The organism is Chryseobacillus diguaensis (assembly GCF_049220665.1).
GTDB lineage: Bacteria > Bacillota > Bacilli > Bacillales > Bacillaceae > Metabacillus_B.
On record NZ_JBMKNV010000011.1, the window covers coordinates 54,270 to 75,320 of the forward strand.

At 40.5% G+C, this 21,051-nt stretch carries 18 protein-coding genes and 1 pseudogene; 6 read left to right on the forward strand and 13 right to left on the reverse strand.

Annotated elements, in window-relative coordinates; translation table 11 throughout:
• Nucleotides 1–84: 84 nt before the first annotated feature.
• Nucleotides 85–1,332, forward strand: coding sequence for a DUF3880 domain-containing protein (locus ACOT8F_RS15925; protein ID WP_421652915.1), 1,248 nt, complete (start codon nucleotides 85–87; stop codon nucleotides 1,330–1,332).
• A 695-nt stretch (nucleotides 1,333–2,027) separates the two neighbouring features.
• On the opposite strand, the gene ACOT8F_RS15930 is transcribed toward ACOT8F_RS15925, so the two are convergent.
• The 4 genes from ACOT8F_RS15930 to ACOT8F_RS15945 are packed head-to-tail and all read right to left on the reverse strand — an operon-like array spanning nucleotide 2,028 to nucleotide 6,145.
• Nucleotides 2,028–2,795 carry a lysozyme inhibitor LprI family protein gene (locus tag ACOT8F_RS15930; protein WP_421652916.1) on the reverse strand — a complete coding sequence of 256 codons (768 nt, stop codon included), beginning with the start codon at nucleotides 2,793–2,795 and terminating at the stop codon, nucleotides 2,028–2,030.
• Nucleotides 2,796–2,822: 27 nt separating this feature from the next.
• Entirely contained in the window at nucleotides 2,823–4,211 is a 1,389-nt protein-coding gene (locus ACOT8F_RS15935) for a sensor histidine kinase (protein WP_421652917.1), read from the reverse strand.
• On the reverse strand, nucleotides 4,201–4,905 hold the full coding sequence (locus ACOT8F_RS15940) for a response regulator transcription factor (RefSeq protein WP_421652918.1): 705 nt from the start codon (nucleotides 4,903–4,905) through the stop codon (nucleotides 4,201–4,203). Before ACOT8F_RS15940 ends, ACOT8F_RS15935 begins: the two co-directional genes overlap by 11 nt.
• Nucleotides 4,906–4,909: 4 nt before the next feature.
• On the reverse strand, nucleotides 4,910–6,145 hold the full coding sequence (locus ACOT8F_RS15945) for an FG-GAP repeat domain-containing protein (protein ID WP_421652919.1): 1,236 nt from the start codon (nucleotides 6,143–6,145) through the stop codon (nucleotides 4,910–4,912).
• Between the two features lie 215 nt (nucleotides 6,146–6,360).
• Between ACOT8F_RS15945 and ACOT8F_RS15950 the strand changes: the two genes are divergently transcribed.
• Nucleotides 6,361–6,696 carry an alcohol dehydrogenase catalytic domain-containing protein gene (locus ACOT8F_RS15950; protein ID WP_421652920.1) on the forward strand — a complete coding sequence of 112 codons (336 nt, stop codon included), beginning with the start codon at nucleotides 6,361–6,363 and terminating at the stop codon, nucleotides 6,694–6,696.
• Between the two features lies 1 nt (nucleotide 6,697).
• The gene (locus ACOT8F_RS15955; protein ID WP_421652921.1) at nucleotides 6,698–7,375 is read left to right on the forward strand and encodes a zinc-binding dehydrogenase; all 678 of its coding nucleotides are present in this window, start codon (nucleotides 6,698–6,700) and stop codon (nucleotides 7,373–7,375) included.
• Between the two features lie 100 nt (nucleotides 7,376–7,475).
• Here the strand turns inward: ACOT8F_RS15955 and ACOT8F_RS15960 are convergent, their stop codons facing one another.
• Nucleotides 7,476–8,480 (reverse strand): ketoacyl-ACP synthase III, encoded by a 1,005-nt coding sequence (locus ACOT8F_RS15960; protein ID WP_421652922.1) that lies wholly within the window; start codon nucleotides 8,478–8,480, stop codon nucleotides 7,476–7,478.
• A gap of 561 nt (nucleotides 8,481–9,041) precedes the next feature.
• On the opposite strand from ACOT8F_RS15960, the gene ACOT8F_RS15965 reads away from it, so the two are divergent.
• A complete protein-coding gene (locus tag ACOT8F_RS15965) occupies nucleotides 9,042–9,716 on the forward strand; it encodes an SGNH/GDSL hydrolase family protein (protein ID WP_421652923.1) in 675 nt (224 codons plus the stop codon).
• A 671-nt stretch (nucleotides 9,717–10,387) separates the two neighbouring features.
• Here the strand turns inward: ACOT8F_RS15965 and ACOT8F_RS15970 are convergent.
• The 6 genes and pseudogenes from ACOT8F_RS15970 to ACOT8F_RS15995 form a co-directional block, all read right to left on the reverse strand.
• The gene (locus ACOT8F_RS15970) at nucleotides 10,388–11,530 is read right to left on the reverse strand and encodes a glycerate kinase family protein (protein ID WP_421652976.1); all 1,143 of its coding nucleotides are present in this window, start codon (nucleotides 11,528–11,530) and stop codon (nucleotides 10,388–10,390) included.
• 144 nt (nucleotides 11,531–11,674) lie between these two features.
• Nucleotides 11,675–12,934, reverse strand: a complete 1,260-nt coding sequence (locus ACOT8F_RS15975; RefSeq protein ID WP_421652924.1) for an MFS transporter — start codon at nucleotides 12,932–12,934, stop codon at nucleotides 11,675–11,677.
• A 174-nt stretch (nucleotides 12,935–13,108) separates the two neighbouring features.
• Nucleotides 13,109–14,131 carry a 4-hydroxythreonine-4-phosphate dehydrogenase PdxA gene (gene pdxA, locus ACOT8F_RS15980; protein ID WP_421652925.1) on the reverse strand — a complete coding sequence of 341 codons (1,023 nt, stop codon included), beginning with the start codon at nucleotides 14,129–14,131 and terminating at the stop codon, nucleotides 13,109–13,111.
• Nucleotides 14,115–15,440, reverse strand: coding sequence for a four-carbon acid sugar kinase family protein (locus ACOT8F_RS15985; RefSeq protein WP_421652926.1), 1,326 nt, complete (start codon nucleotides 15,438–15,440; stop codon nucleotides 14,115–14,117). The genes pdxA and ACOT8F_RS15985 overlap by 17 nt, the downstream gene beginning before the upstream one ends.
• Complete coding sequence (locus tag ACOT8F_RS15990) at nucleotides 15,415–16,206, reverse strand: DeoR/GlpR family DNA-binding transcription regulator (protein ID WP_421652977.1); 792 nt, start codon at nucleotides 16,204–16,206, stop codon at nucleotides 15,415–15,417. Before ACOT8F_RS15990 ends, ACOT8F_RS15985 begins: the two co-directional genes overlap by 26 nt.
• 367 nt (nucleotides 16,207–16,573) lie before the next feature.
• A pseudogene (locus ACOT8F_RS15995) lies at nucleotides 16,574–16,773 on the reverse strand (hypothetical protein); the annotation flags it as partial.
• 215 nt (nucleotides 16,774–16,988) lie between these two features.
• Between ACOT8F_RS15995 and ACOT8F_RS16000 the strand changes: the two are divergent.
• Entirely contained in the window at nucleotides 16,989–17,345 is a 357-nt protein-coding gene (locus ACOT8F_RS16000) for a L,D-transpeptidase (protein WP_421652927.1), read from the forward strand.
• A 364-nt stretch (nucleotides 17,346–17,709) separates the two neighbouring features.
• Here ACOT8F_RS16000 and ACOT8F_RS16005 read toward each other — a convergent pair whose 3' ends face one another.
• Entirely contained in the window at nucleotides 17,710–18,414 is a 705-nt protein-coding gene (locus ACOT8F_RS16005) for a GntR family transcriptional regulator (RefSeq protein ID WP_421652928.1), read from the reverse strand.
• A gap of 149 nt (nucleotides 18,415–18,563) precedes the next feature.
• Here ACOT8F_RS16005 and bglA point away from each other — a divergent pair, with 149 nt between their 5' ends.
• On the forward strand, nucleotides 18,564–20,003 hold the full coding sequence (gene bglA / locus ACOT8F_RS16010; RefSeq protein ID WP_421652929.1) for a 6-phospho-beta-glucosidase BglA: 1,440 nt from the start codon (nucleotides 18,564–18,566) through the stop codon (nucleotides 20,001–20,003).
• Nucleotides 20,004–20,526: 523 nt separating this feature from the next.
• On the opposite strand, the gene ACOT8F_RS16015 is transcribed toward bglA, so the two are convergent.
• Nucleotides 20,527–21,051: a YehS family protein gene (locus ACOT8F_RS16015; protein ID WP_421652930.1), complete on the reverse strand. Its 525-nt coding sequence runs from the start codon at nucleotides 21,049–21,051 to the stop codon at nucleotides 20,527–20,529.

The window sequence follows — 21,051 nt, forward strand, 5'->3', positions numbered from 1 at the left end:
ATTACCAATAGATTTACGCCGTGCCAAAATTTCCAATCACTCGTAGAATATAAAATTAATATTTATGATTGCGAGTGAATCATCATGAGGGTTCTGTTCCTTGAGAGTCATCCCATGTGGATATTTGGATTACCAAATGGCTTTATGGATGCTGGTCATAGTGTCATGATCTCAGGATCACTAACTAAGAATAATATCTCCAAAATGATAGATGAATTCAAACCAGAACTTATCATATCTATGGGATGGACACCTGAACATACAGAGGAAAAGCAAGCATGGATTCATGATGCTGTAAAACAGAGAAAAATACCTCTCGTTTATTGGGCAACGGAAGATCCATTGCACACTAAGGAATTTTCTATTCCATTAGTAAAAACAATGAAACCAGACTTCGTATTCACGGTTACTCCGTCTATGTGCAAGGTATATGAAGATGAAGGTTTCAAATCAGCTCATTTAGATTTTGCCTATTATAAAAGTATTCATCATCGTGTACAACCATTAGAAAAATACCGGTGTGATATAGCAGTTGTAGCCAATGGGTATCCCCAATTTCTTTTAAATAACCCCGATTCATTTCGACTTTCATCTTTACAAACGCTAATATCTCCTCTTCTTAAAAATAATATCCGGGTAGACTTTTGGGGAAAGGATTGGGATTCTATGGGGGAACTATTAGGGAAAGAGATCCCCCGTGATTGGATGCACGGATATTTGGATTATAGAGAAGCCCACAAGGTTTATAGTTCTGCAAGAATCGTTCTCGGTATCCAAAACTGTACAGATCAATTAACACAGCGCACTTACGAAATTCTTGGTTCGGAGGGTTTTTTGATTACCTCTGATACTCCTGCCGTTAAAAGCAAATTTAAACATAATCATGATCTGGCCGTTTCATCATCTCCTGAAGAAACGGCAGAACTAATTAAATACTATTTAAAAAATGAAAATGAAAGAGAACAAATTAGAACTCAGGCAAAACAAACATTAAAAAATGACACCTATCAGCACCGCGCTGAAAAAATAATTGAAGTATTGAATAACCACGGGATTTTAGGCAATAACCTTCCATCTATTGATCCTTTTCTTGAAGTATTGATTGACCTCGGGATTTTAGGCAATAACAATAAATCAATTGAAGAAGGAGAGATCATCCATTATCCTGAACTTCTAAAACAAAAATACGAATTATACGATGTAAAAAAGGGGGATACCTTATTTCATATCTCTCAAAAATATGGTGTTGATTTTAAACAAATTATGCAGCTTAATCATTTAGATTCAAGCGTTATTGAAGTTGGGGTAATGTTAAAAATTAAAGAAAAGTAACTTGAAGGAAGAAAATTCAGCTCTTATGAATTCACATAATGAAATGCAACTTGGTAAAATCTCATATATGTAAAAGGGGCCGAACCATTGGGTTGGCCCTTTTAGGAGTTAAATTACGATAAATGGCTGTCTCAATAAAGAGCCAGCCTATTTCAGCCATTTTTGCGAATGGCTGTTTTCGCAGAGATTGTTGTTTTTCGTACATGCCTTTATCACGCATTTAGACTAGCATAGGGGATCTTTTCTTAAAGTTTTTGCCATCCCAATAGTTTCGAGGACTATATATAGAGTCATGAGCAACTAAGTTTAAGAAAAGAGCCTTTCTTAAAGAATCTTGCCTTATCGATGGTTTGTTGAACGCAATATAGGGTCATGAGCAACAAAGTTTAAGAAGTGAACCTTGCGAAAACAGCCAAAGGAAAAGAAAACATGGCACCCTTTTAGCTTCTTGTTGTCTTTTTCAAGAAGTTATTTACAGGGTGCCTAATGTAAAATGAGCCTAAATCAGGCATTCACTCTAGACGCAAAAATTGACTGTCCAATATCCCTAAAATAAAAGCAGGATGGAAAAATGAACAGTTTTTCCATCCTGGTACCACCTTCTCAATAAAAGGGTGGCCTAATGACTTATAGGTCCACCCTTTAAATCAGCAACAATATCTTTAACAAAGTCGTTTTAAAACTCTAGAAATCCCTTACTTCATATACCCTTCCACTAAATCATAGTCTCTCTCTTTTGTAACTTTTGCTTGTGTTGCTACATATTCAAGTGGTCCCATTGTGCCGCCTTCATATTTTGACGCATTTTTCTTCGCTGTTTCATCTCTGTATTGAAGCCATTTTCGCTGATCTTCTCTCAGCTTGGTCATGTCATCTGCCGAAAGCTGTTGTTTCAGCACTCCGTATATCTCATTCAGGGCATTATCCCACCTAGAAAAGATTTCTGAATTTGCCTTTTCCATTTCAAGCGTGGTTCCTCCCATATCTAAGCTGGCTAAGACTTTTTCAATAGCATTAAGTTTTTTGATATATTCTTCTTTTTTGCTTTTTTGAGTGGTTTCTTTAGTCTCTTTGTTTTGAGCTGGTACCGGTTTAGGAGCTGCTGCAGGCATTTCCTTTTTTGCTGTCTCTTTGGATTTTGACGACGCATCAGTTGTTTTTTCTTTAGCCGTTCCTTCGGATTTTACCGGTGAATCAGAGGTATCCTGTTTAGCTGTTTCTTTATTCGCTTCTGTGTCCTGCCTTTGTGTATCTGCCGTATTTTCCGAAGTATTGTTACTCTCAAGCTCATTTGAAGACTTTTGATCCTCCGCTGCTGCCGAGTCATTTGTTTCTTGAGCTTGATCTTCTGTTTTTGTGTTTTCTGAGGCGGCCGGCGTTTTTTCTGCTGATTTGTCTGTTTGGACTGCTCCGCATCCTGCCATCAGCATCATTCCTATAAAGATTCCAATCATTTTTTTCATTTTTTTCACCCTTTTATTTTTGATTTTCTATTCAAGCTGCTTCTTTTGCTTCGCGATCGGCAGCTGCACGTCTATACTGGTTCCTTTTAAATGCTCGCTTTCCACGTGTATCGTTCCGCCGTGTTTATGGACAATCTGCCGCGTTATCGCTAAACCGAGACCTGCCCCTGATGATGCAGCATCAGTTTTATAAAATGAATCCATGATGTGCTCCAATTTATCCTGTTCAATTCCGATACCGCTGTCCTTTACTTTAAATCCCGCCATATTTCCCTTTACATTTTGGCTGATCTGAATACGGCTGTCTTTTTCTGAAAATTTAATGGCATTATCCAATAAATTAAGTAGAACCTGCTTGATTTTATCCCCGTCCGCATGGATGGTAAGCGGAAAACAATTCAGCTCTATTTTGATGCTTTTTGCTAAAGCTTTTTTCTGCAGCTGCATCGTTGTTTCTTCTATTAAAACGTCCAATCTCAGTTCAGAATGAAGGAGGGTGATCCTGCCCGATTCATATCTGGAGAAGTCCAGTAAATTTTCCACCAATTTGGCTAGACGGTCAGACTCGCTATTAATCATTCTCAAGCCGAATTTTGCTTCATCCTCCGTTAATCCTTCCGGAGAATCCAACATTTCTGCCCACCCTTTTATTCCTGTCAAAGGGGTTCTGAGCTCATGAGAAATGGAAGAAATAAAATCTGTTTTCAGCTGGTCCTTTCTCACAATTTCCTCCGCCATATAATTCAGTGTTTGTGACATTTCACCGAGCTCATGAGAATACGTTTCTTTGATCCTTTTATCGAAGCGTCCCTTGGCCAGCTCACGGGTATGTCCGGTGATTTCATTAAAAGGTTTTACAATCGAATGGGCAAGGCGGAGACTGACAATAAAAACAATGGCTGCCACGCCTAAACAAATGAGAAAACCAAATTGAAGCAGCCTGTTGATTGTGCTCTGTACTCCTGATAATGAGGAGGTATACCGCAGAACCCCTGCCACTTGCCCGTCCCTCAAAAGCGGGGTGTATACAGCGAGCACTGTTTCATTTGTCCGTTCCGATTTCTCCTTTTGAGACACCGTTTTGTATTTAAAAAGAGAAGGATCGATCACGTACGTCTTCTTTTTATAAAATCCAGTAGATGACCGAATAAGCTCCCCCTTATTATTCAGCAGCTGCAGCTCAGCCCCATCAAATCGATAGTTTTTGATAATCAAGCTGCTGTAGTCTTCAAGGCTGTCATAATAGTATTTTTCTCCATCCTGCAAAATCGGCCATACGGCTTCAGCGCGATTTCGAAAGGTGTTTGCGATCCCCTGTTCATAATAGCGGGTCAATGCCGCCCAAAAAACGGTCATGACAAGGCTCAGCATCAGGACAATAATCACCATAAAATAGAGGATGACCTTACGTTTCATTTACAGACCCCATCCACACATATCCGCGTCCCCAGTCGGTGCATATATATTCCGGTGAAGAAGGATTTTCCTCTATTTTTTGCCGGATCCTCCTGATATTCACATCGACTACTTTAAAGTCCCCTGCATAGCTGACTCCCCAAATTTCATCTAATAGCTCATCTCTTGAGTACACTTGATTTTCATGACGCATCAAGAAGTAAATCAAGGAATATTCTGTGGGCGTTAATTTAATTTCGCTTCCTGTCTTAAAAAGCTTTTTATTGAGTAAATCAAGCAAGAAAGGCCCAGAGGACAGGCTTTTATCAGCCTTTAGCGCGGTGCTGCTTGCGTCCATCCTCCTCAGCAGGGAATACACCCTTGCTTCAAGCTCTTTAAGGCTAAACGGTTTAAAGAGATAATCATCTGCCCCCATTACGAGGCCATCTATTTTATCTTTTTCCTGCGTTTTTGCGGTCAGCATAATAATGCCTACCTTCTGATCTGTCTTTCTGATTTCCTTGCAAACCTCGAAACCGTCCATTTCAGGCAGCATCAGGTCCAGTAAGACCAGATCAAATGTTTCAAGCTGGAATAAGTTTAATGCCATCTCTCCTGTTTCTGCTTCACGGACTTCATAGCCCTTCTTTTTCAAATTTAAGCAGACAAAACTCCTGATTGATAATTCATCTTCAACGACTAGTATTTTTTTCACTTCTTCAAAACTCACTTTCCATTAAGCGAAAATTCCCAACAGGAATTTTGGGCTTGATGTTTTGTTCCGTATAAAAAATCGTATCCTTTGTTTCTTTTATTACGTTTTTAGCTGAATCCAGTGATTTTTTGCTAGCCCATTTGATTTCAAAGAGCAGTTCTCTGTTAGAAGCAGACCGGAGCTGAATGCCACTGCTGATCTTTTCCACCGTTATTCTCCCGTACCATTCAGGCGGGATGATGATATAAAAGCGGCCGGCCTTGTCTTTATATCGTTCTTCTACTTTTTTGGTTTTTCCATTACTTGAAAAAGATTGATAGGATTCGATATAGGGGACAGCTGACAAATCAGCCTCTTCCCATCCTTTAGGAACGTATACCCTGCACGCCTCGGTTATACCATCATGATTGATATCCCTAGAAGGGATAAGGGAAAAATTATTTTGTTCTTTTCCTGCGAGAACAAGCCTGCCTTTATGATAAGCAATGATTTCAGTAAGCATAGAGGTAATGCCGATTTTACTGTCTGCGAAAAATGCCCGGTGACCATCATTCAATTCCCCGCCCTCCATCTTTTGATGAAAGGCATAGCCGTTCAGCTCTATTGAAGAACGAGACTTTAGCTGATTTTTTTCAAATGAAAACAAGTTTGCCTCAAAACCCTCTCTTCTTTTCCCAGTTACCAATAGCACATCAGGTTTTTGATCACCATCATAATCAGCGATATCCATCCCCTCGTACCTTTGAGCAACACGTTCCTTTAACCCAGATGAAACATACTGATAGATTAGCAGCTCTTTTTCCTTAGCATAATCAGGGGTTTCTAAACCAACTGCCACTTCTTTTTTTCCATCTCCATTTAAATCAGCGAGTTCAAAGTAATCAAGAGTACGGTCCCCAAGATCCAGTGTGGAAACTTCTTTCCAGCCTTCAGGATCCTCTTTTAATACAAGCAGCAGAACATACCCTTTCTGTCCAGCCCTATAAAAGACAAACCCTTCTTTCGTGCCATCTCCGTTTACATCTTCTATAAAGATTGACCTGTTCATCAGTCCGTACCTCGGAGCAAGCAGTTCAGCATTGGAGAGAATCCTCTGATCCAAAAGATAATTGATTTCTTCTTGCTGTACATTTTCCAGCCGGGGCGATCCAATTAAATCGCGCGGGGATTTCACGGCGCTGCATCCTGAAAGAAAAATTCCCATGGAACAGCATACGGCTGCAATCTGTTTACCCTTCACACTGTACACTCCTGTCTTTCCAGTAAAGCTTCTTTGATGAGATCTCAAGTTTATTATATAAAGCATTTCGAAATATGTAGTTACAAAAAAGTTACAATAACTACTATAGCATCCTTTTATTAGCTTTCGGCTAGTCTGTTCTTAATTGAATAGAAGAACAGCAATCAGGGTAAAGTCAGTAAGGTAAAAATCTTAGTCGAAAAGGATGTGTAAAAATGGGGAAAATGAAAGCAGCTCAAATCTCTGCTCCAGGCGGGGAATTTGAAATTGTAGAACGAGACATTCCAGAACCGGCACGCGGACAAGTAAGGGTGAAAGTAGAAGCCTGCGGCGTCTGCCACAGTGATGAAATGGTCAAGGAAGGATTATTTCCTGGACTTGAATACCCACGCATCCCTGGTCATGAGATTGCAGGAGATATTGATAAAGCAGGAGAGGGCGTCACAGCCTGGAAGGAAGGCCAGCGAGTAGGTGTCGGCTGGCATGGAGGACATGCTTCACGTGTGATTCTTGACATGAAGGGGACTTCAGCAACTGCGTTAACCGGTTGACTTGCGGCATTTCCTACGATGGAGGCTATGCAGAATATATGGTAGCCCCGCAGGAGCATTAGCCAAAATTCCAGATGAGCTGGAAGCTGCAGAAGCAGGCCCGCTCCTCTGCGCTGGGATCACAACGATTAACGCTCTTCGCAACAACGGGGCAAGAGGCAGAGATGTAGTGGCCATTCTAGGCTTAGGCGGGCTCGGACATCTTGCTGTTCAATATGCCAATAAACTAGGCTTCAAAACGGTTGCGCTCTCCCGCGGAAAAGACAAAGAACAGCTGGCACAGGAGCTTGGAGCACACATCTATATTGATACTGAAAATACAAATGCCGCTGAAGAACTCAACAAACTGGGCAAAGCAAAGATCATTCTCGCCACCGCTCCAAACAGCAAAGCGATCTCTGAACTGGTAGATGGCGTGCCGCCAAACGGCAAGCTTTTAATTCCAGCCGCTTCTGGGGATCCGATTGAAGTATCACCGCTGCAGCTCCTTCTATATGGACGATCTGTAACAGGCTGGTACAGCGGAACGGCGAAGGATTCTGAAGATACACTGAACTTTACGGCATTAACAGGCGTGCGCCCGAATATTGAAACATTCAGCCTCGATCAGGCTGGTGAGGCTTATGAGCGAATGATTACCGGAAAGGCACGGTTCCGTGCTGTTTTGAAAATGGATTGATAAGAGAAATAAAGGCAATGGAAAGTTGAGAATTCTCATTTTTTTAATCTGAATCCAACACTAAGGTGGACCTATTGGCTACTAGATCCACCCTTATCTCTTATTCATGTGTTTCTGATAGATTTGGAACTCCCCAGTTTAGTATGATTCCAGCGTGAGTCAGTCCTCCTCCAAACCCATATATCAAAATGGTATCTCCCTGTTTTACTTTCCTTTCCTTTATGCCAATATCCAATGCCAAAGGAATGGACGCAGACGAGGTATTTCCCATGTATTCTACACTGTACAGGGTTTTTTTGATGCTGATTCCAGATCTTGCACAAATGGACTCAATGATTCTCAGGTTTGCGCTGTGCGGAACAAACCAGTCAATATCATTTGTTCCCATCCCCGCTTGGGCCAATAATTGTTCAATCCCTTCTGATACCGTTCGGGTAGCCCATTTGTAAACCTCCCGTCCATTTTGGACAATGAACTTATTCCCTTTCATTTCTTCAGCGTCCAGCTGATTGGAGAGCCCCGGCAGGTAAAGATGCTGTGCCCCGCTGCCGTCCGTCCCCATTATTGACGTATAAAAGCCAGGTGCTTTTTCATTCCGTTCAACCAAAACAGCTCCAGCTCCATCACCAAAAAGAATGGAAGTGGTGCGATCCGTATAATTGATAACTTTGGACATTGTCTCTGCGCCGATCACCAGGATTTTTTTGTGAACCCCTGAGGAAACCAACCCATTTGCAACCGTTAATGCATAGGCAAAGCCTGCACAAGCGGCATTCAGGTCAAAAGCCCCTGTGTTCTTTATCTGAAAAGCTTCCTGTACCCTGCTTGCTGTACTGGGAAAGCTATAATCCGAAGTTGATGTAGCCACAATAATCAAATCCACATCATCCACGTTTTTTTCATACGTTTTAATAAGATTTTCAACTGCTTTGATGCATAAATCAGAGGTGAACTCGTCATTATGCGATATTCTTCTTTCTCTCATCCCGGTTCTTTGGACAATCCATTCGTCACTTGTTTCCATCATCTTTTCCAGATCATCGTTTGTAAGCCGATTAGCCGGTACATAAGTGCCGATCGCCGTAATAAGGGCTTTTGAATTCATTTAATGACTCCTTTCAAATATTTCAGCTTCAACGTTTTTATTTGGTATTAATGTGCTGTGATTCATTAATGGAATAGATAGAATATTGGAACTGCTCGCGTTATTGTATGTAAGTTTTTTTATTTGGACAGCAGGAAAGGTCCTCATTAAGAAAACGTTCGTATTGATTCGAACGTTTTTTTCGCGCTGTTTTTTTTCATGGCTGTTTTCGCAGAGATTGTTGCTATTCGTAAAAGTTCTAATCACGCATTTTGACTTACTTCGGGGCATCTTTTCTTAAAGTTTTTTGCCAAATCAAGGGTCGTTTAAAAGAAATTTAGAGATAGGAGCAACAAATTTTAAGAAAAGAGCCTTTCTTATTAGGAGCTATTTCTAATCGTTTTCATTTATCTATTACCGCCTGCATATTGGCTAGAAAATAGAAACGAGAACTTCCTCGCCTTTTTTTTCTATTTTTTATCGCTTCTACCTATACTCTCTTCTATCGCCAGGAATACAGTAAAGTGTTGATCTTTCGGCTTATGTGATAACAAAATCTACTGAACATGGGGGTAAGCTGAGATGAAAATTATTTGTTTTGGGGACAGTTTGACCAGAGGAGTATCACTGGTTAAAGGCAGATTAAGAATTATTAAAAAGAATTACCCCTATTATCTGGAGGAATTTCTTTCGAATAAAAAATCAACTATTACCGTGATTAATAAAGGTGTATTCAATGATAATTCTGATTTTCTTTTGAAAAGACTAGAGAAGGATGTTATTGAGGAAAATCCAGATTATGTCATCATCTTAATTGGTGGCAATGATTGTAATTTCAAATGGAATGAAATTGTTGAAAATCCTGATTTAGAACACGAGGCAATGGTTCCGATCGAGCGTTACATTGAAAATGTAAAGACAATGATAGGAAGTATGAGGGAATCAGGTATTACCCCTGTTGTAACAACACTTCCTACACTGGATCCTGTGCGATACTACAAATTTTTATCCAATCAATACAGCAGCTCCATTAGTCATTGGATATGTTTGGCGGGCGGCATTGAACATTGGCATGGTCTATATAATGACAGCTTAACGAAACTTGCTGATGAATTGAATGTAGAGAAAATAGATGTCAGGACAGCATTAAAACAAGCCGGCAGCCTTCAGGATCTCGTTAGTGATGATGGGATCCACTTAACTTCTGCAGGATACAGGGTACTTGGCAAGGAAATCTCAAACTTTTTTAAAAAATGAACGACTCCAGCACTCTATAACACCTTAAATTGTTGCGGTCTTAATATGGATGACGAAAAATCCAAGTTTAACCATTATATTTTATTGAAAAACATCCCCAAGGTATCGAATATCGGAAGATAAACTTTTCAGGTAATACTTAGCAATGATTTTAGAAGCGAAAATGTTTTCTTCTATGAAGAAAGTTCTGTTCCTTGAGAGTCATCCGATGTGGATATTTGGATTGCCTAATGGCTCTATGGATGCAGTTCATAGGGTCAACCCAAAAATCTAGAAGTCGCATTGTCTTTGGATGATGAGCCAGATGATGTTTGAAGGTTTCATGTTCTTAAGAAAGATTCGATATCAATAGTTCATTAAGCTGAAGTTGATTTTTAAATTTCTATAGATGCAAAATGGGTTTGTCTTATTCATTTGGTGTATACCACCCGGAAATTGTTTTAATTCCTTTTTGTTCATCTTCTAAAATATAGAATACTGCTATTGAACAGATTAATTTGCTATTTATTGGAAAAATCTATTTTAAAGATGAAGAAGGGTCAATACCATTTGACTACAGAAATCTGAAAGAAGGCCGCTTCGGGTGGCTTGGAGTTAAAAATTTCTGATAAAAGGCTGTCTCGATAAGGAGCAAGCCTTTTTACCCGTTATACTTATTCTGCAGATGCCTTCTACGATCCAAGATTCATTAATCTAATCGCATTTTCAGATGCTATTTCAAGGTTTTGTTTACCATTTGCCAAGGCTTCCTCTAAGGAAACTACACCCTGTACTATACAAACGATAGAATCAATCTTTTCATACAAGGCATCTATATCTTCACCTACTCTCCCCGCAAATGCAACAACTGGCTTAGCATATTTTTTAGCAATAGCAGCAACTCCGTATGGAGTTTTTCCGAATTGGGTTTGATAATCAATACTGCCTTCACCTGTCCAGACCATATCTGCACGTTTGACTTTCTCTTCTAACCCAGAATATTCAATTACGATATCAATACCTTTTTTTAAGTTCCCATCTAAGAAAACCATTAGTCCAGCACCTAATCCACCAGCAGCACCAGCCCCGGGTACCTCCCCGATATCTATATTCATTTCTGCTTTTATTACATTAACATAGTTTCTTAGGTTGTTATCCAGTATTTCTATAACTTCTGGGGTGGCTCCCTTTTGTGGTCCAAATACGCTGGATGCACCCCGCTCACCACAAAGCGGATTATTTACATCACAGGCTACCTCTACTGAAATATCTTTTATACGTGGATCAAAATACGTTAAATCGATGCTAGCTAGCCGATCCAACTCCCCTCCACCAAATCCCAATTCTTCTCCATTTTTATCAAGAAGTTTGCCGCCTAATGCCTGAACCATTCCAGCTCCGCCATCATTAGTAGCACTTCCGCCAATTCCGATCAATAATTTTTTTACTCCATGATCCAAACAGGCTTTTATTAATTGACCAGTACCATAAGTGGTCGTAATAAGTGGATTCCTCACTGCTTTTGGCACTAAATGAATTCCACTTGCACTAGCCATTTCTATTATTCCAGTTTCACCGTCTCCTAAGATGCCATAATGAGCTTCTACTTTATTGCCTAGTGGACCTATAACCTTTATTTTATGTATCACACCTGCAGTTGCGTCAACCAACGATTGCATAGTACCTTCTCCGCCATCTGCCATTGGAATTTTAAGACATGTAATTTGAGGATTAACTTTTTTTATCCCCCTTTCCATTGCCTCACATGCTTCTTTTGCTGTCATGCTTTCTTTAAATGAATCTGGTGCTAATACAATAACCATGTCCTTTTGCATCATTCTTCACCCTTTGCCTTAGTAAAATCTTTAATTATAAACGGAAAAATATACATAAATGGTTTCTGGTGTCTAAAACCATTATCGCTGACACATTAAAAAGATCAACCTACGTTCAACAGGTTGATCTCTACTGAGCCGTTTTTAAGAAGCTTTATCTACATCTGTGTTTTTGTTGGTGGATTTTGAAATGGATTTACCTAAAATAAGGGTCATGATCGCTGCTAATACAAGCGCAGTGGCAAGGAAGTAAAACCCTGCATGGTAGTTTCCTGTAGAATCTTTTAGCATACCGAAAAATTTCGGCCCATTATAGCCGCCCAGGTTTCCAATGGCATTCTGCAAGCCAAGTGCGGCTCCAACGACTCCGGCAGGGATAATGGCTGTAGGAATGGCCCAAAGCGGACCGTATGGTGCATAAACCCCGATAGCCGTAATGGACAGCAAGACCATTTGCAGTGTCGGTGATGATACAAATTGACCGGCAATCATACTGGCAGCACCGATCAAAAGCGGAATAGCAACGTGCTGAGTGCGGTTCAAACGCTTGTCTGACCAATATGAGTTAAGTGTCATTCCCACTAATGCACATGTAAATGGAATTGCCGTCAGCCAGCCAATAGTAAGAGGATCTTTAGAGAACGTTCCAACTACACTTGGAACCCAAAGCGTATAGCCATAGAATCCAGTCATCCATAGGAAATACATGACAACAAGTCCCCAAACAGTCTTGTTCTTGAACGCCGCCATATACCCTTCGGATTTAATACCCTTGCCTTGTTCAGAAGCCAACTCTTTTAATAATTCTTCACGTTCTTGCTGTGGCAGCCATTTAGCATCCGAAGGCTTGTCTTTGACAACTGCGTACCAGACAAACGCCCAGATAAGAGGAGGGATACCCTGAATGATCAACACTTCTTTCCAGCCAAAGTAGTTAAGAAAAAAGCCTGATAAAGGAGCCATAAGCATGGCTGATACAGGAAGACAGGCCATCCAAAAAGCATTTGCACGTGCGCGTTCTTTAATTGTGAACCAATTGGCCAACAATACAAGAACAGCCGGCCACACCCCACCTTCAGCAACACCCAGTGCAAACCTTGCAACTTTCAATTGACCTTCTGTTTGAACAAAACCTGCTGCTGTTGCAGATAATCCCCAAAGAATCATGAGGATAAAAATGGTTTTCCGGGCAGACCACTTCGCCGCAAGGATTCCCCCAGGAATCTGAAAAATCATATATCCAACAAAGAAGATCCCTGCTATATCTCCTGCCGCTGAGGCATTAATATTTAAATCTTTTTGAATATAAGGCATTAAGATTCCAACATTAATTCGGTCAACATACGCAAGCATATACATAATAAATGCTACCGGAATAATTTTCAGCCATTTAGAGCTTCCCATCAGTATCCCTCCGTTTTAAATGATAAAAGTAAAATAAAAATAATAATAACGGTATTGCCGATTACAATAATCCCCCATATACTGAAATCGCTTTCAATTAAACCGAATACTCATTTGCCAAAAATTTAAATCTACAATCAGGGATGCAGATTCCACACCCCTGATTGAACCTATTCACTTAGTGGCTTGAGTTGTTAAAAAATGCTCGGAATACTTAGCTGCAAGCTTGATGCATTCTTCCATGCTGAGACTGCTTGCAATTCCTTTACCGGCGATATCAAAGGCAGTGCCATGATCAACCGAGGTCCGTAAAAACGGCAGGCCATTCGTTACAGAAATCGTTCTTTCAAAATCCGTCATCTTTGCAGCAATATGGCCCTGGTCATGGTAGAGAGATAGCACAGCAGCATATCTGCCGTTCAGTGCATGATGGAAAACAGAGTCAGCTGGAACCGGGCCAAGGGCATCAATTCCCTTTGCAACCGCCATTTCGATTCCCGGTCCGATTTCATCCAATTCCTCTCGGCCAAACAAGCCTCCTTCTCCGCTATGCGGGTTTAACCCAGCAACTGCAATCTTTCTGTTTTTAACACCAAGCTGCTGGAGGGCTTCATCGCAGCGGATCAAATAATCGCATACTCTCTCCTTTGTCATCGCGGCGATTGCATCTTTCAATGATAAGTGCCTTGTTAAGAAGAAAATCCGCATATTCCTAACTTCAAACATCGTAAGCGGATCATGCGATTTCGTAAGCTCTTCAAGGATTTCTGTATGCCCGATAAATGGAACCTTTGCTGCCTTAAGGGACTCTTTATTGATTGGAGTCGTTGCCAGAGCTGCTGCTTTACCGTCAAGTGCCAGCGAGATGGCTTTTTCGATATATTCATAGGCTGCTTTTCCGCATTGTGCTTGGACTGTCCCCAGTTCCAGCTCTTCCACGTTTAAATTATCCAAGGAAATCACATCAATCTTCCCATGAACATATTTCCCCTCAGAAGGATCGGAAATTTCATGAATTTCCAATGACGTATTGGTCACTTCCATTGCCCTTCTCAATACTTCTGAATGTCCAATAACAAGGGGCGAACAAACATCATAAATTTCCGCCTTATCCAATGCTTTTACGGTAATTTCCGGGCCGATACCTGCTGGATCCCCCATAGGGATAACGATAATATTTTTAGTTTGCACTGACATCTAAAACACTCCTTTTAAGATTGGTATTTTTCATTTGTAAAAATCGCACACATCTATAAATCGCTTTTATATCCCCAATCATTCCCCCCTTGGTCACAACGGGCAAATTGGGGAGGTGTCCGCCGATAAAACGCCCGTATGCAGCTAATGGGAACACCTCATCCTCAAGCTGGATTCCAGCTGCATAACTTACAGCGCAGAAGGAAGCGGTTACATCTCCGCCGCTTGTAAAGCAGCCTGAGACGACAAACCCAGTCCGTTGAATAATTTTTCTGGTGATTGCTGCCAAACCATCTGTAATCCGCTTTGCTAGAGCATCTTCCATAACATTCTCGTTTTCTGATAGAGCCTTCAAATCCAACCTGGTATGGTCCGGAAGATAAGTCGTAATAATCAAAATCTTTTCCTTTTTTATAAAATCAAGACCCATTGCCACTGCGCGGTCGACCTCATTCTGCCAAGAGTCACTGTAGCTGGCGAGCTTGTAAGGATCAACATACACTGGGTTCGAATTTGTCTTTGCAATTAAATAATCGAGCTGCTGCCCTGTTAAAGATGTAGCGCTGCCAACCGCAGCGATAATTCGCTGGTCATTTGATAGTTTTTGGATACACGCTTTCGCATAATTGGCTGTTAAAGGGCCGGGATCAACAGGAACAATAACGCGATCCTGAATTTGCACCATCGCATTGGCAATCACTTCAATGTGTTCATCATTTACAGCATCGATGACGATGATTCGACTTCCTTCAGCAATTTTGTTTTTAACACTTCTTAGAATGGCCTCTTTACCTGACAAGACGATATCCAGGCTAATAGACGCAACAGGATATTGGCTCTGCTTCTCAATAAGTGCCGGCACAAAGGACTTTTCAATCGGAGTGATTGGATCGCGTGCTGCATCCGTTTCCTGTACAGCGATGCCTTCCACAAGCAGATACCCGCCAACCGTGACTCTTCCTGATGCGGGGAAGGACGGTACGACGATTCCAATCGAATCTTCCCCAAGGCCATTTAAAACTGTATCAAGTTCAAAACCTATATTTCCCCTAATGGTGCTGTCAATCCTCTTGCAGAACACATCCGCTCCCCATTGTTTTAAATGGTGGAGCGCTTCTTTTACTCGATTTTCTGCAATATCTTTTCGTGCATAGCGGCTATCCGTATCAATACAGATCGCATTGTATTTTTCAGATAAGTGGAACGATGTATTTTGTACGATGGTGGCAGTTGAAAAACCTTGTTTTGCCAAGCCAACGCCTGTTGCATTCGCACCAGTTAAATCATCCGCGATAATGCCTATCCTCATGCTTCTCTGCGCCTCCAATTAAAACCATTGTCTGTTCTTCATATTTTTTTCTGGTTGAGTTATCCAAACCTTCATCTGTGATTAAACCTTTTAAACTGGAAATCTGGCAAACAGACGAAAATGCCTTTTTATCGAATTTCTGAGAATCTGCAAGTAACCAGGTTGCTTCAGAGGCTTCCATCATGAGTTTTTTGATCACTGATTTCTCAAAGGTAGGAGAAGTCACGCCTGATTCAAGGTGTATGGCATTCGTGCCGAGAAAAAAAATATCAACATGGATATTTTTAAGCACTTCCTGCGTAAGGGCCCCATACAGAGCACCTACATGGTTCTGCAATTCGCCGCCAGTTACAATAACCTTCAATTTACTTTCCAGCAATTCGGCAGCTATTTTAATGTCATTCGTAATAACTGTAATGTCTTTCCGATCCTTCAGCAACTTGGCGACTTCCAATGTGGTCGTGCCGGAATCCAGTATAATCGTGGCGTTCTCAGGAATCACCGTCATCGCCATTTGAGCTATGGCCTGCTTCTGCTCCATATTTCGGCCTTCTTTTGATGCGTAGGGTGCTTCCTGCATGAGAAAGGTTGGAGAAACTGCACCACCGTGGGTTCGGATGGCTTTTCCTTCCTTTTCAAGTTCAACCAGGTCTCGTCGAATGGTCATACTCGACACATTCAGCGTTTCAGATAAGTCTTCAATATCTACCTTTCCAGTAGTTATGATTTGTGCCTCAATCCATTTACGGCGCTCGTTCGGTGAAATTTAAATCAATCCTTTAATGTAATTTGTTCATTTTTATCATCTTACGTGAGTAATTATGTTATTTTTTTTCATTATTGTCAAGATAAATGAACATTTTTTCTGAAATTTCATTTAAATATAACTTTTAGAACAAAAAAAGCGATTGTTCTTTGTTAAGTAATAAAATAGAATCCTTATTAATGTTAATTTTGAACATACAAATCGATCAGAAAGCTCAGACCCAATGCGGCGTTTTAAATGCGGTTAGATGATTTTTTAAATTTATATAGAGCTATAAGAATCCAATAAGCTGCGCGAATGATTAACATAAATAGGCCGATCCAAAGCCATTTGGATCTGCCCCCATTCTTTAAATTCGCTAACTTTATCAAGTACCGCAATAAGTCTGATAAGCACATGCTGCAGATGGTTCAGGCAGCTCAGCATACTCTTTCTGTTCGGGTGTATGAGCATAAGGATCGGCAAGAACTTAAGAAGACGCTCCATCACACTAATATCACCTTGCACAGCTGCTTCCAGCGCTTCTTCGACACTATGGTTCCGGGGAATAATAGCAGGATTGCTTTTTAGGATGCACTCTCTCTTGTTTTTTGGTTTATTAGGCATGAGAAGAAGAAGCCTGGGAATGAAAGGGATTTTATTAAACATACATCAAAAAAGCCGATTCCTGTGCAAAGGATCGACTTTTTGTCTTTTCAATTAACTATTCATTAGTGAAAAAAGATTCAACTCATTAGTTAGCATCATACAATGGTATAAACAGCATTTATGGAGTTGGTCTTATGGCGAAACGTATTGAAATATCTACAAAAAGACATGAATTATATCTTATTGACGGCCTCACTGGATTATTCGTACAAAAAGTTTATCCCATTGCTGTTGGAAAAATGCTGACTCCGACTCCAGAAGGAACCTTTAAAATAATCAACAAAGATCCCAACCCCGGTGGAGCATATGGAGCGATGTGGATGGGCTTAGATAAACCCACTTATGGCATACATGGAACAAATGATCCTTCCTCAATCGGCAAGAACACGTCTCATGGATGTATTAGGATGAATAATGATGATGTTTTAGAACTTTCTTCTATGGTTCCTATTGGAACCGTTGTACGTATTCACAAATGGAGAATATTTTAATAGCGATATTTCATTCATTTGCCAAAAAACATTGGAAGGGTAAAAGAATATCGATAAATAATAAAAAGCAAATTGTCATGTTACAAAATTGTTGAGAAGTAAAAGGTGAAATTGTACAAACTAAATAGCCGAAGGAATCGAGTAGGAGGGGATGACTAACCTCAGACCTCTCACACCACCGTACGTTTTCACCCTACCTAAACTGGGTGGTCCTAGCCTTCTTTGTGTTTGTCCTTGTCGTTCCCGGCTTTGCACCTGATACACGCATTGCCTTGTTTTTAACCCCGATCTGATTTATCCTGCTGGACATTGCCTACCGATTTATGAACAAACAGCCTAATGCGAATTAGGCCGTTTGATTACGTTAAATATGATTCGACTGAAGGAAAAATTGCGCATCCTCATAATTATAAGCAATCTGGGAATAGTCAAAAGGCTCGCCGTTTGTTAAGTGAAAAATGCTCTCTGCGTACAGCTTCGGATCTCCGCTATTCAAACCTAAATGCTTCGCTTCTTCCTCTGTCAGCTTGCCGACTTTAAGATAGAGATCCGAAAAACCGATTTTTAAGCCCAAGCCTTCTTTAATATACGTAAAAATCGATTCTTCTGCGATCTCTCGATTTAAATAAGGAACGATCGATTTCGTAAAATAGGATTCTTCCACACAAAGCGCCTTACCGTTTATGTACCGAATTCTTTTCACATAATACACATCAGTATCTAACCCGATATTTAAATTGTACGCTGCTTCTTCCGTTGGCTTTCTGACATCGAGTTCAAGCACTTTGGAGGTAACAGCAGAATTCTCGAGGTCCTTTTTAAATCCCTGATTGGAAAGCAGGCTGATATAGCCTTTCCGCTTATGCCTTCTCACAAAAATGCCGCTTCCCCGCACCTGATAGACAACGCCTTTTCTTTCCAGTAAATCAAGAGATTTCGTTATTGTGCTTTTGCTTACATCAAACTGGGCCATTAGCGCTTCTAATACAGGCAGTTTATCCCTTTGCTGGAGCGCGTGATCTTCAATATATTTTTCAATTTCAGCTGCAATCTGCTGGTACTTTAACATCTTCATTCCTCATTCTTCGTTTCATTCATTATGAAAATTATAACATATCCCTTATATATATAATTGTATATGTATTGATAAATTATACCAGTACAATTAAACTGTAAGAGTAAACAAACGCAAAAACCGATTAAAAGGAGGAAAGGCAAATGGCAAAACTGCCAAAAGATTTTCTATGGGGCGGCGCCCTTGCAGCGCACCAATTCGAAGGCGGCTGGAATGAAGGCGGCAAAGGGCCAAGTGTTGTCGACGTTATGACAGCTGGCGCACATGGTGTTCCAAGAAAAATTACCGATAAAGTAGAAGAAAACGAATTTTATCCGAACCATGAAGCCATCGACTTCTACCACCAGTATAAAAGCGACATTGCCCTCTTCAGCGAAATGGGCTTAAAATGCCTGCGGACCTCTATTGGCTGGAGCCGTATTTTCCCTAAAGGCAACGAAGAAGAGCCGAACGAGGAAGGCTTAAAATTTTATGATAATGTGCTTGATGAACTGCTGAAGCATGGCATTGAACCCGTCATTACCCTATCCCACTTTGAGATGCCGCTTCATCTGGCAAGAGAATACGGCGGCTTCCGCAACAGAAAAGTAGCTGAATACTTCGTGAAGTTTGCCGAGGTCTGCTTTAAACGGTACAAGGACAAAGTGAAATACTGGATGACCTTTAACGAAATCAACAACAAAATGGACGTTCACAATCCCATTTTCTTATGGACGAACTCTGGTGTTTCTGTAAAGGAAGGCGAAAATGCGAAGGAAATCATGTATCAGGCAGGCCACCACGAGCTGCTAGCGAGTGCCCTCGCTGTTGCAAAAGGAAAAGAAATTAACCCGGAATTCCAGATCGGGGCCATGGTTTCTCATGTGCCGATCTACCCTTATTCCTGCAACCCGGAAGACATTATGCTAGCTGAAGAAATGATGAGGCTGCGCTACTTCTTCCCTGACGTACAGGTTCGCGGCTATTATCCATCGTATGCACTAAAAGAATTTGAAAGAGAAGGCTATAGCATCCCTTTTGAAAAAGGCGACGAAGAAATCCTGCGAAGAGGGAAAGTCGACTATCTCGGATTCAGCTACTATATGTCTACAACGGTGAAAAGCGATGCTTCGAACGAAGACACCGGATCGATTTTAAACGGCGGACTGCCAAACGGCGCAGAAAATCCCTACATCAAAGCAAGCGACTGGGGCTGGACGATTGATCCAACCGGCTTGCGGTATACATTGAATCGCTTCTATGACAGGTATCAAATTCCATTATTTATTGTGGAAAATGGATTTGGTGCTATTGATACGTTGGAGGAAGACGGATCGATTCATGATAGTTCAAGAATTGAATACTTAAAATCTCACATCGAAGCACTTGAAAAAGCAGTCAATTATGATGGAGTCGATTTAATCGGCTATACACCTTGGGGCATTATTGACATTGTTTCCTTTACGACTGGTGAAATGAAGAAACGCTATGGATTGATTTATGTTGACCGGGATAATGAAGGCAATGGTTCAATGAAGCGTTATAAGAAGGATTCTTTTGAGTGGTATAAGAGAGTGATTGAGACGAATGGCGAGGAAGTATGAATTCATACTTAAACTATTAAGCAGAAACTTTAAAAGATGATTCCTGCTTCATTATGCAGAATAGACAATTTTCATTGTTTTCCAAATAGATCTAGAATAGTGCCTGCCACCCGGAATTTTCCAAAATAGAGTTACAGGCACTATTTAATAAACTCTTTCCTGATCCTTCCCCCAAAAAAATGGCCCTTTGGGGATTCATTGCTTTCCTCTAATACTCGAATGAAATAAAGAAAACCGAGGTGCAAAGCGTTTTGAACTTCACATCCCGGTTCTTATTTATCATTTCATTCACTCTTGGAGTTTATTTTAGCCATTAATTTGTTGGACCATTATCCACACTAGCTTCAATATTTGAAATTAGTGCGATGGTAGAGTGAGCATATTTTATAGATTTTCGCTCTACCTCGCAAAATATTTTTACTTGTAAACTAACTTATCACAGCATTCTACATGCTACATTGTATGAGGAAACACAAGAGATGCAGCTGAGTTTACAGCGCATCTTTCCTTTGATGGCTCCTTATTACCTATATCTCAAAGCCAATCCCTTTAAAAAGTTCCTGGCGAACCGGTCACCGCACGCTTTATAATTCTTATGTCCTTCTTTTCTTAATAACGCACCTAATTCTCCTTTTGAAATAACGACTCCTGCGTCATTTAATACATCAATCATATCTTCGCTTGTTAATGACAGTGCTATTTTTAATTTTTTCAGCAAGACATTATTAACACTGCCATTATTCTTTATGGTCATGGCCGGTCTTTCAGGCTCCCCTGGTTTAACTTCTTGTTTTCCTCTTTCAAATACAATTAAGCCATTTAAAAATGACTCTAGCGTATAATTATCAATTTTAATATTTTCTTCTTCTAATTCTTCATCATTTCCAGCTTCATCATCATAATGGTCCTTTGACTTAATCAGCATTTTCAACACTTCTTCTTTTGTTGTTTCAATGCCCCCAAGTTTAAAGATCTCAACCATATCTGTATTTTTAATATCCAGCGCATACCGTAATCTAATTAAAATATCATTATTATCCATATTCAT